15 protein-coding genes are annotated in these 14,684 nt (G+C 72.5%); 7 read left to right on the forward strand and 8 right to left on the reverse strand.

Features of this window, described 5'->3' with window-relative positions:
• Positions 1–122 precede the first annotated feature (122 nt).
• From AB0G01_RS19755 to AB0G01_RS19775, 5 genes are all read right to left on the reverse strand, one after another.
• Positions 123–1,904, reverse strand: a complete 1,782-nt coding sequence (locus AB0G01_RS19755; RefSeq protein WP_360947411.1) for a thiamine pyrophosphate-requiring protein — start codon at positions 1,902–1,904, stop codon at positions 123–125.
• Positions 1,901–3,112 (reverse strand): zinc-dependent alcohol dehydrogenase, encoded by a 1,212-nt coding sequence (locus tag AB0G01_RS19760; protein ID WP_360947413.1) that lies wholly within the window; start codon positions 3,110–3,112, stop codon positions 1,901–1,903. The genes AB0G01_RS19755 and AB0G01_RS19760 overlap by 4 nt, the downstream gene beginning before the upstream one ends.
• A gap of 334 nt (positions 3,113–3,446) precedes the next feature.
• Positions 3,447–3,854, reverse strand: a complete 408-nt coding sequence (locus AB0G01_RS19765; RefSeq protein ID WP_360947415.1) for a four-helix bundle copper-binding protein — start codon at positions 3,852–3,854, stop codon at positions 3,447–3,449.
• A gap of 25 nt (positions 3,855–3,879) precedes the next feature.
• Positions 3,880–4,023: a hypothetical protein gene (locus AB0G01_RS19770; RefSeq protein ID WP_360947417.1), complete on the reverse strand. Its 144-nt coding sequence runs from the start codon at positions 4,021–4,023 to the stop codon at positions 3,880–3,882.
• Between the two features lie 425 nt (positions 4,024–4,448).
• A complete protein-coding gene (locus tag AB0G01_RS19775; protein WP_360947419.1) occupies positions 4,449–5,960 on the reverse strand; it encodes a SulP family inorganic anion transporter in 1,512 nt (503 codons plus the stop codon).
• 345 nt (positions 5,961–6,305) lie between these two features.
• Here AB0G01_RS19775 and AB0G01_RS19780 point away from each other — a divergent pair, with 345 nt between their 5' ends.
• A complete protein-coding gene (locus AB0G01_RS19780; RefSeq protein WP_360948128.1) occupies positions 6,306–6,704 on the forward strand; it encodes a MerR family transcriptional regulator in 399 nt (132 codons plus the stop codon).
• A 48-nt stretch (positions 6,705–6,752) separates the two neighbouring features.
• Here the strand turns inward: AB0G01_RS19780 and AB0G01_RS19785 are convergent, their stop codons facing one another.
• Positions 6,753–8,132, reverse strand: coding sequence for a DHA2 family efflux MFS transporter permease subunit (locus AB0G01_RS19785; protein WP_360947421.1), 1,380 nt, complete (start codon positions 8,130–8,132; stop codon positions 6,753–6,755).
• A gap of 87 nt (positions 8,133–8,219) precedes the next feature.
• Between AB0G01_RS19785 and AB0G01_RS19790 the strand changes: the two genes are divergently transcribed.
• The 3 genes from AB0G01_RS19790 to AB0G01_RS19800 all read left to right on the forward strand — a co-directional run bounded on the left by AB0G01_RS19790 (position 8,220) and on the right by AB0G01_RS19800 (position 10,661).
• Positions 8,220–8,861 (forward strand): TetR/AcrR family transcriptional regulator, encoded by a 642-nt coding sequence (locus AB0G01_RS19790; RefSeq protein ID WP_360947423.1) that lies wholly within the window; start codon positions 8,220–8,222, stop codon positions 8,859–8,861.
• Between the two features lie 31 nt (positions 8,862–8,892).
• Positions 8,893–10,203 (forward strand): serine hydrolase domain-containing protein, encoded by a 1,311-nt coding sequence (locus AB0G01_RS19795; RefSeq protein WP_360947425.1) that lies wholly within the window; start codon positions 8,893–8,895, stop codon positions 10,201–10,203.
• 143 nt (positions 10,204–10,346) lie between these two features.
• Positions 10,347–10,661, forward strand: a complete 315-nt coding sequence (locus AB0G01_RS19800; protein ID WP_360947427.1) for a hypothetical protein — start codon at positions 10,347–10,349, stop codon at positions 10,659–10,661.
• A gap of 53 nt (positions 10,662–10,714) precedes the next feature.
• Here the strand turns inward: AB0G01_RS19800 and AB0G01_RS19805 are convergent, their stop codons facing one another.
• Entirely contained in the window at positions 10,715–10,885 is a 171-nt protein-coding gene (locus AB0G01_RS19805; protein ID WP_360947429.1) for a hypothetical protein, read from the reverse strand.
• An 18-nt stretch (positions 10,886–10,903) separates the two neighbouring features.
• Between AB0G01_RS19805 and AB0G01_RS19810 the strand changes: the two genes are divergently transcribed.
• The gene (locus AB0G01_RS19810; RefSeq protein ID WP_360947431.1) at positions 10,904–11,530 is read left to right on the forward strand and encodes a hypothetical protein; all 627 of its coding nucleotides are present in this window, start codon (positions 10,904–10,906) and stop codon (positions 11,528–11,530) included.
• Positions 11,531–11,592: 62 nt separating this feature from the next.
• Positions 11,593–13,272 (forward strand): serine/threonine-protein kinase, encoded by a 1,680-nt coding sequence (locus tag AB0G01_RS19815; protein WP_360947433.1) that lies wholly within the window; start codon positions 11,593–11,595, stop codon positions 13,270–13,272.
• Between the two features lie 7 nt (positions 13,273–13,279).
• Here the strand turns inward: AB0G01_RS19815 and AB0G01_RS19820 are convergent, their stop codons facing one another.
• Positions 13,280–13,687, reverse strand: a complete 408-nt coding sequence (locus AB0G01_RS19820; protein WP_360947435.1) for a VOC family protein — start codon at positions 13,685–13,687, stop codon at positions 13,280–13,282.
• Between the two features lie 375 nt (positions 13,688–14,062).
• Between AB0G01_RS19820 and AB0G01_RS19825 the strand changes: the two genes are divergently transcribed.
• Positions 14,063–14,662 (forward strand): hypothetical protein, encoded by a 600-nt coding sequence (locus AB0G01_RS19825; RefSeq protein WP_360947437.1) that lies wholly within the window; start codon positions 14,063–14,065, stop codon positions 14,660–14,662.
• Positions 14,663–14,684: the final 22 nt, after the last annotated feature.

The following is a 14,684-nucleotide window of genomic DNA, read 5'->3' on the forward strand; positions in this document are numbered from 1 at the left end:
GCCCGGGGGGGGGGGGGGGGCCCCGCCGGGCGGGGGGGGGGGGGGGGCGGCCCCGGGGGGGGGGGGGGGGGGGGGGGGGGGGGGGGGGGGGGGGGGGGGGGCCCCCCCCCCCCCCCCACCACTCACGGCCGGTGTCCTTCCTCGGCGCGTTGCCGCCGGAGGTGCTCCCGCTCCGCGTCGCCCTCGGGTTCCTGGTCCAGCCCTTGGTGGATCATGTCCACCTTCTCCTCGGGCAGGTGCGGCGCGAGCAACGGCACGGCCGGGTCCACGATCGCCTCCACGACCACCGGCCGGTCGGCGTGGAACGCCTCGTGCCACGCCTCGTCCACCTGCTCGGGTGCGTCGACCCGGATGCCGCGCAGCCCGAGCAGCTCGGCGTAGGCGGCGTAGGGGAAGTCCGGCACGCGCTGCGAGACGGCGAAGCGCGGGTCACCCTCCATCTCGCGCTGCTCCCAGGTGACCTCGTTGAGGTCGCGGTTGTGCAGTACCAGCACCACGAACCGGGGGTCGGCCCAGGTGCGCCACCGGTCGGCGACGGTGATCAGCTCCAGCAGGCCGTTCATCTGCATCGCGCCGTCACCCACCAGGGCGACGACCGGCCGGTCCGGCGCGTCCAGCTTCGCGGCCAGGCCGTAGGGCAGGGCGCAGCCCATCGACGCCAGGTAGCTGGAGGTGTGCGCGGGCGCGCCGACCGGCAGCGCCAGGTGGCGGGCGAACCAGTAGGTGGCCGAGCCGACGTCGACCGCCACGCGCACGTCGCGTGGCAGGTGCCCGGACAGGGCGTGCACCACCAGTTCCGGGTTGAGCGGGTCGGCGGGGGCCTGGGCGCGTTCCCCGGCGATCCGCCGCCACCGGGCCACGGAGGTGGCCACCCGCTGTTCCCACCGGCGGTCGGGGTTGCGGCGGAGCAGCGGCAGCAGCTCCCGCAGCGTCTCGGTGGCGTCACCCACCAGTGGGACTTCGACGGGGTACTTGCTGCCGACCACGCGCGCCTCGATGTCGATCTGCACGGCGCGCGCCTGGCCCGGCTCCGGGTAGAACTCGGTCCACGGGTCGTTGCTGCCCACGATGAGCAGCGTGTCGCAGCCGGACATCAACTCGGCCGAGGCGGTGGTGCCCAGGTGGCCCATGACCCCGGTGTGCCAGGTCGCGTCCTCGGAGAGCACCGGCTTCCCGACCAGCGACGCCGTCACTCCCGCGCCCAGCGCGTCGACCACCCGGGCGATCTCGTGCTCCACGCCGGCCGCGCCGCGCCCGACCAGCAGCGCGACCTTCCGGCCGGCGTTGAGCACGTCGGCGGCGCGGCGCAGGTCGTCGGTGCGCGGCAGCACCCGGGGCCGGGCCACGACGGCCGAGGAGGGCACCACGCCGTGGGTGTGCGGCAGTTCCTCCACCGCGTCGGCCCGCTGCACGTCGTGCGGCACGATCAGGCACGTCGGCACCCGTTCGGAGATCGCGGTGCGCATCGCGTTGTCCAGCAGGACCGGCAACTGCTCGGGCGAGGACACCGTTTGCAGGTACTGGCCGCAGACGTCCTTGAACAGCGAGTGCAGGTCCACTTCTTGCAGGTAGCCCGTCCCCAGCGCGGTGGACACGATCTGCCCGACGATCGCCACCACCGGCCGGCGGTCGAGCTTGGCGTCGTAGAGCCCGTTGAGCAGGTGGATCGCACCGGGTCCCTGGGTGGCCAGGCACACGCCGACCTGACCGGTGTACTTGGCGTGCCCGGTGGCCATGAACGCGGACATCTCCTCGTGCCGCGACGGCACGAACTCCGGATCGCCGCCGGCCCGGTGCAGGGCGGCCAGGATCGGGTCGATGCCGTCGCCCGCGTAGCCGAAAACCCTGGGCACGCCCCAGGTCCGCAGGCGTCGGACCAGTGCGTCCGCGACGGTGGCGCTCATGCGACGTCCAGGACGGTCTTGAGCCAGCCCTCTTCACGCCGGTCGAAGGTCTCGTAGGCCTCGACCGCGTCGACCGGCTGTTCGTGCCGGGTGATGAACGCGGTGGGGTCCACCACGCCGCCGACCACGAGGTCGAGCAGTTCGGGCAGGTAGCGGCGGTGGTTGCAGTTGCCCATCCGCAGGGTGAGGTTCTTGTTCATCGCCTCCCCGATGGGGAAGCCGCTGAAACCGGGTGGGTAGACGCCGATGATCCCGATGCTGCCCGCCTTGGCCACCGCCTGCACCGCCCACCGCAGGGCCTGGCTGGGCGAGTCGCCGGGTACCCACTGGTCCCCGTCGGGGTCGGCGTCGGGGGCGGCCTGCCGCCGTTCCCGCTCGAACTGGTCCGCCTGCTGTCCGGCCTGCTCGGCGGCGGGACCGGTCCTGGGGCGCTGGGCGTCCACGCCCACCGCTTCGATGACGCGGTCCACGCCGATGCCGCCGGTCAGTTCCTTGACCAGCGCGACGGGGTCCTCGTGGTTGAAGTCGACCGTCTCGGCGTTCTGCTCGCGCGCCTTGTCCAGCCGCGAGGCGATGCCGTCGACCACGAACACCCGCCCGGCACCCTGCCGCTTGGCCGAGGCGATCGCGAACTGCCCCACCGCACCCGCGCCCAGCACCAGGACGCTGTCGCCCTTGCCGACCTCGGCCAGCCGCGCGCCGAACCAGGCGGTGGGGAAGATGTCGGACAGCAGGATCGCCTGGTCGTCGCTGACCGCGTCGGGGATGCGCACCAGAGTCGTCATCGCGAACGGCACCCGCGCGTACTCCGCCTGCAACCCGTCCACCGGCCCGGTCGTCTCCGGCCCGCCGAAGAACGACGTGCCCGCCGACGGTCCGTTCGGGTTCGCCGTGTCGCACTGCGCGTAGTACCCCGCCCGGCAGTAGGAACAGGTGCCGCACCCGATCGTGGAGGTCACCACGACCCGGTCACCCGGGGTGAACCCACGTACGGCGGGCCCGACCTCCTCGACGACGCCGACCGCCTCGTGCCCGAGGACCGTGCCCTCGACCATGCCGGGCATCGTGCCGCGCACCAGGTGCAGGTCGGTACCGCAGATCGCGCTGCGCGTGATCCGCACGATCGCGTCGCTCGGTTCCAGGATCTTCGGGTCGGGCACCTCCTCCAACCGGATGTCCCCGGTCCCGTGCCACACCACAGCTTTCATGTCGTCTCCTCCGTCGCCGTCCCTGGACGGCTTCCCGCGCGATCGGCGGCGAAACGCCACCACCCCGGATGGAGGGCGGGATGGCACCCGCTTCGGGTAAACGCGAACTCCTTGGCCGTGATCACCTCGCCCCCGACTCCTGGAGGCCCTCGGCCGGGCGGCGCGGCGGGGCAGCAGGCCCTCGTCCTTGATGTGGCGGCGGATCTCGCGCACCAGCTCGATCAGCGGGTACGACGTTCGAACTCGCTGTGCCCGTTGGGCACTTCGGGATCTCCTCGCCGTGTGTGACGTGCACCTTCTCCCCCGGCGTGGGCGACCCTCTCGCGAACCTCCGTCAACTGATGGTGGCCAGCAGGTCCCGACACGCCTGTTCGCAGTTGCGGCACGCCTCGGCGCAGATGCGGCAGTGCTCGTGCATGTTCGCGTGGCCCTCGCACTCGGCCGCGCAGGACTTGCACACCGTCGCGCACGCCTCCAGCAGCGACCGGCTGATGTTGGCGTCGTAACCGGTGTGCCGCGACAGCACCCGTGCGGTAGTGGAGCAGATGTCGGCGCAGTCCAGGTCCGTGCGCACGCACTTGGTCAGCTCCGCCACCGAACTCTCGCTCAGGCAGGCGTCCGCGCACGCCGTGCACGCCTGGGCGCAGGCGATCAGCGCGTCGATCGTCGCGGCCAGCTTGCCGCGGTCCAGGTTGATCCCGGCTGGGTAGGCCTCCAGCATCGGCGTCGTCGTGGTGGTCAAGCGGATCACTCCTCGGCTCGTGGTGTCACCGGAGTTGAACGGGTCCGGCGTCGATCGGCACGCGGAACAGGTGGCACGGCTTGTGCCTGCGGTCCTGCCGCCCTGGTACTGGGGCTTGGCGGTGGAGCTGGTCGGCGGTGACGTAGAGGTAGCCGTCGACGACCGACACCGTGTCCGGCCACCCCGTGCGCGGCCGGTTCGTCGAGCACCTGCCGGGCGAGCTCGTCGGCGCTCGGCGGCTCGGGCGAGGACTTGGGGGAACAAGTCGGCGCGAGCGCGGTCAACGTCGTGGGAGCCATGCACAGGGCTTACCCACTCGACCCGACCCCAATCGGCGCACCGGAGTGCGGGGAGGGGTCGCCAGTCCGGCCTCGTGGAAAGCGAGCGCAGCCCGATGCCCGGGTTGTGCACGCCGTAACCGTCGGCGAAGAACAGTCGGTCGCCCAGCGGTACCAGGCTGATCGGGGGCGTTCATGTCGGCCGTGGCCGGTGACGCGATTCGGTGCGGCACGCGAGTGCGGGCAGCGGGCCGGCCGAGAGGTGAGCTGTGTCCTGGGGATCACCAACCGCACACACTCGTCCGGTACTGCCCGGTCAGTGGCCGGCGGTGAGTTCGCCGCTCAGCCTGCCGTGCAGGCGGGCGCTGGGCGGGTTGAGCCCGATGATCTCGACGGTTTTGCCGCGCTGGGCGTACTTGGTCTCGATGGCGTCCAGCGCGGCGACGGAGGAGGCGTCCCAGATGTGGGCCGCGCTCAGGTCGACGACGACGTGGGGTGGGTCGCCGGTGTAGTCGAACTGGCCGACGAGGTCGTTGGAGGAGGCGAAGAACAGCTCGCCGGTGACCCGGTAGACCACGGTGGTGCCGTCGGGGTCGGTGACGGCGGTGACCTCGGCGAGGTGGGCGACGCGCCTGGCGAAGACGACCATGGCGGTGACCGAGCCGACGACCACGCCGATGGCGAGGTTGTGGGTGGTCACCACGCAGACGACCGTGGTGAACATGACGACGATCTCTCCGAGCGGCATGCGGCGCAGTGTCCTGGGGGCGACGGAGTGCCAGTCGAACGTCGCGAACGACACCATGACCATGACGGCGACCAGCGCGGCCATCGGGATGTCGGAGACGATCGGCCCGAACACGATGCACAGCACCATCAGGAACGCGCCGGCCAGGAACGTCGACAGGCGGGTGCGGGCACCGGAGACCTTCACGTTGATCATGGTCTGGCCGATCATGGCGCAGCCGCCCATGCCGCCGAAGAAGCCGGTGACGATGTTGGCGATGCCCTGGCCGATGGACTCGCGGGTCTTGTTGGAGTGGGTGTCGGTGAGGTCGTCGACCAGCTTGGCGGTCATCAGCGACTCCATCAGCCCGACCAGCGCCATGGCGAAGGCGTAGGGGGCGATGACGGCGAGCGTGTCCAGGGTGAGCGGGACGTCCGGCAGGCCCGGCACCGGCAGCGAGGAGGGCAGCGCGCCCTTGTCGCCGACGGTCGGCACGGCGATCCCCGCACCGACCGTGATCAGGGTCAGCACCACGATCGAGACCAGCGGGGCGGGCACCGCGGTGGTGATCTTCGGGAAGAACACCATCAGCGCCAGGCCGCCGAGGATCAGCGGGTAGACCGCCCAGGGGACGTCGCGCAGCTCCGGCACCTGGGCCAGGAAGATCAGGACGGCGAGGGCGTTGACGAAGCCGACCATCACCGAGCGGGGGATGAAGCGCATCAGCCGGGCCACCCCGAGCGCGCCGAGCACGACCTGGAACACCCCGGCCAAGATGACGGCGGCGACGAGGTGACCCAGCCCGTGCTCGTGGTTGAGGGGGGCGATGACCAGGGCGACGGCACCGGTCGCGGCCGAGATCATGGCGCGGCGTCCGCCCACCACGGAGATCACCACGGCCATGGTGAACGAGGCGAACAGCCCCACGACCGGGTCGACGCCGGCGATGATCGAGAACGAGATCGCCTCGGGGATCAACGCCAGCGCGACGACCAGACCGGCCAGGATCTCGGTGCGCCAGACCTTGGGGTCGCGCAGCCAGTCGGGTGCGAGTGCGCGCAGGCGTCCGGACAGGGGCAGCGCGGAACCGGGAGAGGACAAGGAGGCAGGTACCTGTCGAGTGGGAGTCAGGTGGGCGCGGGTGGCGTCCGGGCTTGTGGCCGGAGGCCGGGTGCTTGTGGCCGGAGGCCGGGTGCTTGTGGCCGGAGGCCGGGTCTTACGGCGGACAGCCTGGGGCGTCCGGCGTCACGGGCTCGCGCACGCTCGTCTCCTGGGGGTAGTCGACTCCTGACCGGAGGCGACACCGACCCCGACACGGCGGCGCGGCGGCGGACGGCCACCCTCACCTCGGGCGACTCTACCCTGACGTTAGGGTAGATCTGCACGGCGTGTGTCGGACGTCCCGCCGGCGATGGGAGCAGGGACACCGCAGTGGGCGACGGGCACATGCAGATCGGCGAAGTCGCGGCGCGCACCGGGCTGTCCCTGCGCACCATCCGCCACTACGAGCAAACCGGCCTGGTCACGCCCTCCGCCCGGTCCCGGGGCGGCTTCCGCCTCTACACCGAAGCCGACGTCGCCCGCCTGACGGTCGTGCGCCGGATGAAACCGCTGGGCTTCACCCTGGAGCAGATGCGCGACCTGCTCGACGTCACCGACCGCCTCGACAGCGGCGGCGTGCTCGGAGCCGGGGAACGGGAAGCGCTGTTGGAACGCGTGCGCGGCTACGAGCAGGCCGCCGTCGAGCAGATCGACCGGCTGCGCGACCAACTGGACCGCGCCGAGGACTTCGCCGACACCCTGCGCGACCGCCTGACCCGCAGTGTCCCCACCGGGCAGTCCTGACGGTCGGCGGGTGCGCGGACGAAGATCCCGTTCCCGTCCAGACAGGCGTTAGACGCCGACCGGTCGCACGGTGGCCCGCCACAACAACGCCGACGTCACCACGGCCGGTACCGCCAGCCCGGTCAGCACGGCGAACGCCGGGACGTAGCCGCCCGCCGCGTGGGTCAGCACGACCACCAGGCCCGCCACGCCGAGGGCACCACCGACCCGCTGGACGATGTTGACCAGTGCGGTCGCGTCGCCGATCCGGCCCGGGTCCACCACGGCGTAGGCGGCGGTGGTGGCGGGCATCTGCGCCCACGCCAACCCCACGCCCCTGATCACCAGCACCGCGATGAGCACCGGGTCGGGAAGCCGACCCGGCAGCGTGAACGGCGCGGTCGAGACGACCAGCAGCACGGCTCCGGCCACCGCGACCGGACCCGGCCCCCGGCGGTCGGTCAGCACCCCGCCGACGTACAGCGCCACTGCGGTGCCCAACCCCATCGCCAGCAGCGCCGTCCCCGTCGCGACGCTGTCCCAACCCAACCCCAGGTGCAGGTACAGCGGCAGCACCAGCAGGCCCGCGTACGTGGCCGCACCGGTGAACCCGGTGGTGAGCGTCGCCGCGGCGAAACCGCGCACTCCGAGCAGCCGCAGGTCGATCAGCGGGGACGCGGTGCGCACCGCCCCCACCGCGAACACCGCGATCAGCACCACGCCCACGCCGACCGCGACCACGGCCGCAGCGGTGAACCCGCCGGCACCGAGGTCGGTGGCCGCGTAGAGCGCCAGCGGGAGCCCGACTCCCAGCAGCGCCAACCCCCGCCGGTCCAGCGCGCGATCGGGGTCCTTCTCCCCGCCGGGCACCAGACCACGGGCCAGGACCAGGGTGGCCAGTCCGATCGGGACGGTGAGCCAGAACAGCCAGCGCCACGACGCCACCTGCAACAGCAGTCCCCCGGCCGCCGGCCCCACGGCGGGCCCCAGCGCGAGCACCAGGCCGAGCACGCCGAACAGCCGCCCCAACTGGTCGCGGCCGGCGATGGACCCGATCACCGCCTGCCCGGCCGGCACCATCAGCCCGGCGGCCAGGCCCTGCGCCACCCGTGCGGCCACCAACGACTCCACCCCCGGCGACAGCGCGCACCACACCGACGCCACCGTGAACGCCGCCAAGGACACCGCCCACACCCGGCCGTGGCCGAACCGGGCACCCAGCCAGCCCGACGCCGGGAGCGACACCACCAACGCCACCAGGTACCCGGTGACGATCCACTGCACCACCGGCAGCGACGAACCCAGATCCGCCCGCACCGCCTCCACGGCGAGGTTGACCAGCGTCGAGTCGAGCATCCCCAGCAACGCGCCCACGCCGGTCACCGCCGCGACGGCCCACACCCGGCCCGGGATCGGCGTGGGCGGCGACGCACCCGCACGGCCTGCCACCGACTCGACACCCCCTCGGGATCACCGGACGACACGGGACCACCCGGTTTTCATAGTACCGTTGTACGATAAAACGGAGGAGGGCCGATGCCCAAACGCGTGGACCACGACCGACGCCGCGAGGAACTCGCCGGGGCCCTGGTGCGGTGCGCCCGCGTCCACGGCCTGCACGCGACCGGCTTCCGGGAGGTCGCCGCCGAAGCCGGCGTGTCGGTCAACCTCGTCCAGTACTACTTCCCCACCAAGCAACAACTCCTGCACGGCGGCCTGCTCCACCTGCGCGCCCGGATCAGCCGAAGGTTGAGCCACGCCCTGGCCGCGCTGCCCGAGCCGGCCGACCCCGTCGCGCAGGTCCGGGCAATCCTGGTCCACCTGATGCCCCATGACCAGGACAGCGCCGACCTCTACCGCGTCCACGCCGCCTACGCCGCACTCGCGCTCACCGATCCCGCCCTGGCCGCCCAACCCCACACCGCAGGTCCCGACGAGCTGCACCCGGTGCTCACCGACCTCGTCACCCGGGCAGGTCAGCAAGGCCGGACGGACCCCCGGCGTGACCCCCGGACGACGGCGACCACCCTGCTCGCCCTCGCCACCGGCCTGTCCGCCTACACCACCTCCGGCTACCACACCGCAGCCGACGCGGTGCGCGGTCTGGACGACCAGCTCGACCTCCTCTTCCCACCGGCCGACCCGTCGCCGGTCCGCAGGTCGGCACTCCGGGGGTGAAGGCGGTGCCGCACCGCACTAATCTGGCGGAATGGGGTGGAACCTGGGCGAGCTCGTCACGAAGTACGACGTACCGGGTGCGCAGGTCGCGGTGCTGGCCGACGGAGAGATCCAGGACGAGGCCGCCGGTGTGCTGAGTCTGCGCACGCGGGTCGAGGCCACGACCGACTCGGTGTTCAAGATCGGCTCGATCACCAAGATCTGGACGGCCACGCTGATCCAGCAACTGGTCGACGACGGCGTGCTGGACCTCGACCGCCCCGTCCGGGACCACCTGCCCGGCTTCCGGCTGAGCGACCCGGCCGCCACCGGGTCCCTGACCGCGCGCCACCTGCTCACCCACACCGGCGGTGTCGACGGCAACCACTTCACCGACACCGGCCGCAACGACGACGCGATCGAGAAGTTCGTCTCCACCCTCGCCGACGTGGACCAGCTCCTCCCGCCCGGCACCGTCTTCTCCTACTCCAACAGCGGGTACGTGGTGCTCGGCAGGCTGGTGGAGGTGTTGCGCGGCAAGCCCTTCAACAGCGTGCTCCGCGAACGCCTGGTGGCCCCGCTGGGCCTGCGCACCGCCGCTACCGACGTCTACGAAGCGATCCTGCACCGCGCGGCGGTCGGCCACGTGCAGACCGGCGGGGAGGTCGTCCCGGCGAAGGAGTGGGCGGTGTCCTACTACTCCACGCCGAGCGGCTCGCACCTCGCGATCAGCGCGCGCGAGCTGCTGGAGTTCGTCCGCCTGCACCTCACCGACCCCGCGCTGGTGGCGCTGCGCGAACCCCAGGTCGAACCCGTCCCGGACTTCGGCGGCGGCATCATCGGCTGGGGGCTCGGCTGGATGCTCTACCAGGACGGCGTCATCGGCCACACCGGTGTCGCCAAGGGGCAGAAGGCATTCCTGCGCATCGTCCCGTCGGCGGGGGTGGCGGTGGCCGTGCTGACCAACAGCACGGGCGGCGAGCCGCTGGCCCGCGAGCTCTTCGATTCAGTGCTCGGGGAGCTCGCCGGCGTCGAGACGGCACCCCTGCCCGTGCCGCCGGTGGACCCGACCGGGATCGACGCGGACCGCCTGTGCGGCACCTACCGCTCCACCTTGTACGACATCACCCTCACCAGCGAGCACGACCGGGCGTTCCTCCTCTACCGCGCGCGCAACGAGATCGCCGAGTCCTTCCTCGGCAAGCCCGAGGACCGCGTCGAGGTGGTCCGGCTCGGCGACAGCTCGATCATCACCGCCGAACCGAAGGCCGACGGCCACCAGGTCCTGTCCCTGGTCGGCTCCGACGAGCACGGCCGCGCCCGCTTCCTGCACAACGGTGCCGCCGCCTACCGGATCGCCTGACGGGTCCGCACCGCCGAGGTGCGCGTGGCCCGGGAACCGGCGAGACGACCGCCTCGCGGCGCTGTCGGTCGTTCGACCGACAGCGCGCGGGCGTGCCGGCGGATATCTTGCGGCCGACCCCCCACACCATCCAGAGGAGCACCATGACGACCACCCGACGCGTTCTCGCCGGACTGGCCACCGCAGGTCTGTTCATCTCCGTCCTCGGCACGGGTTCCGCCACCGCCGCGACCAAGGGCAAGATCTACATCTCCAACAACTGCGGCAAGGCGGTCTCCACCACCATCCACATCAACGGCCGGACCATCGCGGGAACCGGGGCCGCCCCGGCGGGCAGCTACTTCGGGTACCCGGTCGCCCCCGGCACCTACCAGGTCTACGTCCCCGCCGGCAACAAGACCGTGCGAATCCAGGACCTCAGCCCCAGGTCCCACTCGGCCATCGTCAAGGCCTGCTGACACCCACCGAGGGCACGATCAGGTGGTCGGTCGCACGGACGAGCCCGCCGCGATCACGACGGGCTGTCCGGGGGCTGGTCCGCCTCGGCCAGGCGGGCGTGGAGGCGTTCGCGGATCTGGTCCGGGGTGTAGGCGCGGCGGCGGCGTTCGGCGCGTGCGACCACCGCCCCGGTCGCGGCTACTCCGACGAACGCGGCCAGGCCGGCGAGCTTCCACCAACGCATGTGCCTAGGCTACTGCCCGTGGCGGGTATCCCCTTGAACGAGGCCCTCGACGCGACGCGGACCGGCGACGTGTGGGTGTTCCGCGGTCGCAGTGCCGCCGACCGGGCGATCCAGGCGTTGACCAACAGCCCGGTCAACCACGTCGGCATGTCGGTGGTGATCGACGACCTGCCGCCGCTGATGTGGCACGCGGAGCTGGGCCGCTCGCTGCCCGACCTGTGGTCCGGGCGGCAGCAGCGCGGCGCGCAGTTGCACGACCTGCGCGAAGCCGTCCTGACGTGGGCGCGGAAGTACGGGCAGCGCGCCTGGCTGCGCCAGCTCGACCACCCGGTCACCCGCGAGGCGGAAGACGCCGTCCTGCGCACGGTCGCGCGGATGAACGGCATGCCGTTCCCCTCCTCGGCCCGGCTCGCGTCGCGCTGGCTGCGTGGCCGCGTCCCCCTGCGCAAGCGGTCGGACGCGGCGCTGGAGACCGCGTACTGCGCCGAGGTCGTGGCGGTGACCTACCAGGCGATGGGGCTGCTGCCACCGGACCGCAGCCCGAACTGGTACGACCCCGGCCGCTTCTGGAGCGGCGACGACCTGGAGCTGCTCTCCGACGCCCGGCTCGGTGACGAGATCGCGGTCGAGATCCCGGCGGACTGAGCGGGATCACTTCTTCGCCGCCGGTTCACCGCCGCCCGCCGGTCGGTTGCTAGCGTGACGCGGTGTCTGAGCGAGAGCACACCGGGCGAATCCTCGACGGCCGGTTCGAGCTGCTGGAGAGGTTGGGCAGCGGCGGGATGGGGACGGTCTGGCGCGCCCTCGACCTGGGGTTGCACCGCGAGGTCGCCATCAAGGAGGTCCGGCCGGCCGACGCCGACCAGATCGAGGGCAACCCCACGATGGCCGCCCAGCTCCGGGAGCGGGTGTTGCGCGAGTCCCGCGCGCTCGCCCGGTTGCAGCACCCGAACGTCGTGTCGATCTACCAGATCATCGAGTCGCCCGATTCGCCGTACCCGTGGATCGTCATGGAGCTGGTTCGCGGCACGTCGTTGGACGCGCGGCTCAACGGCGGCGTGCTCACCCCGGCCGAGGCGGCCCGGGTGGGGCGCGACGTGCTCGCGGCGCTGCGCTCGGCCCACTCCGCCGGGGTGATGCACCGCGACGTCAAGCCGGGCAACGTGCTGCTGCGGACGGACGGCAGCGCCGTGCTGACCGACTTCGGCATCGCCGCCCTCCAGGGCTCGACCCAGCTCACCGCGACCGGCGACGTCATCGGGTCCCCGGAGTACATCGCCCCGGAGCGGCTGCGCGGCGACGAGACGCACACCGCGTCGGACTTCTGGTCGCTCGCGATGCTGCTGTACGTGGCCGTCGAGGGCAACCACCCGATGCGCCGCGCGACCACGATGGCGACCCTCGCCGCGGTGATGACCGAGCCGGTCCCGCCGCCGCGCCGGGCGGGAGCCCTCGCGCCCGCGCTGAACGCGGCCCTGCGCAGCGAACCGGCCGAGCGGCCGAGCGGCGAGGTGCTCGACCAGCTCTTCGCGGCGGCCGAGCGCGACCTGGCCCCGTTCACCGGTCCCCCCACCCCTGCCGGGTTCGCCGTGCCGGGTCCGGCGAGCGGTCCCCTGCCGCCGCTGCGGCACCCCCAGTGGCAGTCCGGACCGACACCGGCCCCGTTCGGCGAGCCACACTTCCACAGCCACCCGCAGTCCTACCCGATCCCGGCGACGCGCAGGCGCACGGGTGCCGTGGTGCTATCGCTGGCCGGGGTGGTGCTGGTCGCCGCGACCACGACGATAGTGCTCCGCATGTCCGGCGGGGACGACCAGGCGGGCTCCGGCACGGGTTCGACGACCACGACGGTGGCCACCCGGCCGAAGGTCGTCCTGCCCACCGGCCCGACCACCGGCACCGCGACCACCGGCACGGCGACCGGCAGCGCGACCGAAGTGGCACAGGACAACCTGCTCACGTCCGCCGGCGCGCGCAGGGCCGCCGGTGCGCTCGGCGAGGTGATGGGCGGCTCGAAGGTGTCGGACCTGACGCTGTGGCCGGAGCGCGCGACCGCGACCGCGCCGACCTCGGCGGTCGCGCACGGCTTCGACAACTTCGAGTACAAGGCGGGCAGGGCGAGCAGGCAGGGCCCGGACGGGGTGGACGCCGACCGCGCCGTGCTCGACCTGAACGAGGTCGACTGGGACGCCCTGCCCGCGCTGTTCGAGCGGGCGGACAAGGAGCTGGGCGTCCCGCAGCCGACCCTGCGCTACCTGATCGTGGACACCAGCATCATCGACGGGACCCCGTCGATGAAGGTGTTCCTGGGCGACGACTACGGCAGCGCGTTCCTCCAGGCGAACCTGAAGGGTGAGGTGCAGAAGACCTACCCGCGCGCGAAGTGATCCCCGGTCACGACCGGGCGGGCGGGCGGCGCACCGGTTCCGCGATGCCGAGCAGGTTGCCCTCGCTGTCGCGGAACCAGGCAGCGCGTTCGCCGCACCCCCTGCTCGGGTAGTTGCCTTCGACGTCCACGATCCCGTCCACCGCGCCGTCGTACTCCTCGAACACCACCCCGGGAGCGCGCAGGTCGGCGACCGCCGCTTCGACGTCGTCGACGGAGAAGCTCATCTGAGTGAACGACCCGTCGGCGGCCCCGGCCGAGGCGAACAGGCAGAAGCCCCCTTCCGCGCCCTCGTAGCGCAGGCCGCCGTCGCGCTCCTCGACCGGTGCGAGGCCGAGCTTCTCGGCGTACCAGCGGCGGGCCCGGGTCAGGTCACGGGTGGGAATCCGGGCTTCGATCCGCGCGTAGACCACCATCCTCGGATGCTAGCCGGGTCGGTGCGCCCGCGACCGGGTGCGCGCGTCCGGGACGGTGCGGGCGATCGGCGGGCGGAACAATGGCGGCGGGGGCTCGGCGTCGAGGGGGGTTCACGGCGTTGTCGGCGCGTGCGCTGCCGACCGCTGTCATGCGGGTGCGGGACGAGCACGGGCTGGTGGTGGGTGCCGGTTTCCTCATCGCCCCTGACCTGGTGTGCACGTGCGCGCACTTGCCGGCTGACGGGGTCGGGCGGACCGGCGGGCCGCAGCGACGGCGGATGGTGGCCGTCCTGCGGGACGCGAGCGACCCCGCGCCGGGTCTGACACTGGTCGACACCCACGACCTGGCCGCGCCGGCCGCACTTGGTCGCGGTCGTGGACGACCGCACCGCCATCACCTTGTACGCGGTGCTGCTCACCCGGTGGCACCTCGGCAGCGGGGCCCGGGTCACCGAGCCGCTCCCGGTGGGCGGCACCTCGCCGTGTCAGCGGAGCGCGACGATTTCGCGTCTCGGATGGGCCGAATGGGTTGTCCACTGGGCTGTTCGTACCCCTTGCCGTAGCGAACTGCGCGGATCGGCAGAAAGGGGGAGAGCCACGCCCGTTCGTCAGGTCGAGCTCGGCCGGGGTGATGGCTGGGCGCGCTGCCCGCGCGGCATCGCCGCCCTCCGGCTCGGCCGGGCCGGACGCGCGCTGGCCGAGCCGGCGCGCTGGGGCGCGGCGACCTCGGCGGCCGAGGTGCCCGGGTTCGCGCACCGCTCCCCCGGGCAGCGCCTGGATCTCCGGGCCGACCTGGCGGAACTGGTCGGCGCGGTACCGGACCGCGCGGAGCCCTCGCGCTCCACACCGGCGGCAGTCTGGGCACCACCGGCCGGGCGAAGCGAGAAACAATCGGAAATTCCACCGGAAGAGTTAACCCATTCGGGTTTGTCCCGCAATTCGGCGGATGATCGCCGACGTGCGCCGCGATGGTGATCCAACTTTCGCCTGATCACGC

Origin of the sequence: Actinosynnema sp. NPDC023587, assembly GCF_040640215.1 — a bacterium.
In the GTDB taxonomy this organism is placed as follows: domain Bacteria; phylum Actinomycetota; class Actinomycetes; order Mycobacteriales; family Pseudonocardiaceae; genus Actinosynnema.

Excerpts from the sequence above, each read along its gene's own strand:
- AB0G01_RS19820 (WP_360947435.1), bottom strand. The coding sequence starts at position 13,687 with ATGGTGGTCTACGCGCGGATCGAAGCCCGGATTCCCACCCGTGACCTG.
- AB0G01_RS19780 (WP_360948128.1), top strand. The coding sequence starts at position 6,306 with ATGCAGATCGGCGAAGTCGCGGCGCGCACCGGGCTGTCCCTGCGCACC.
- AB0G01_RS19790 (WP_360947423.1), top strand. The coding sequence starts at position 8,220 with ATGCCCAAACGCGTGGACCACGACCGACGCCGCGAGGAACTCGCCGGG.
- AB0G01_RS19800 (WP_360947427.1), top strand. The coding sequence starts at position 10,347 with ATGACGACCACCCGACGCGTTCTCGCCGGACTGGCCACCGCAGGTCTG.
- AB0G01_RS19760 (WP_360947413.1), bottom strand. The coding sequence starts at position 3,112 with ATGAAAGCTGTGGTGTGGCACGGGACCGGGGACATCCGGTTGGAGGAG.
- AB0G01_RS19755 (WP_360947411.1), bottom strand. The coding sequence starts at position 1,904 with ATGAGCGCCACCGTCGCGGACGCACTGGTCCGACGCCTGCGGACCTGG.
- AB0G01_RS19805 (WP_360947429.1), bottom strand. The coding sequence starts at position 10,885 with ATGCGTTGGTGGAAGCTCGCCGGCCTGGCCGCGTTCGTCGGAGTAGCC.
- AB0G01_RS19795 (WP_360947425.1), top strand. The coding sequence starts at position 8,893 with ATGGGGTGGAACCTGGGCGAGCTCGTCACGAAGTACGACGTACCGGGT.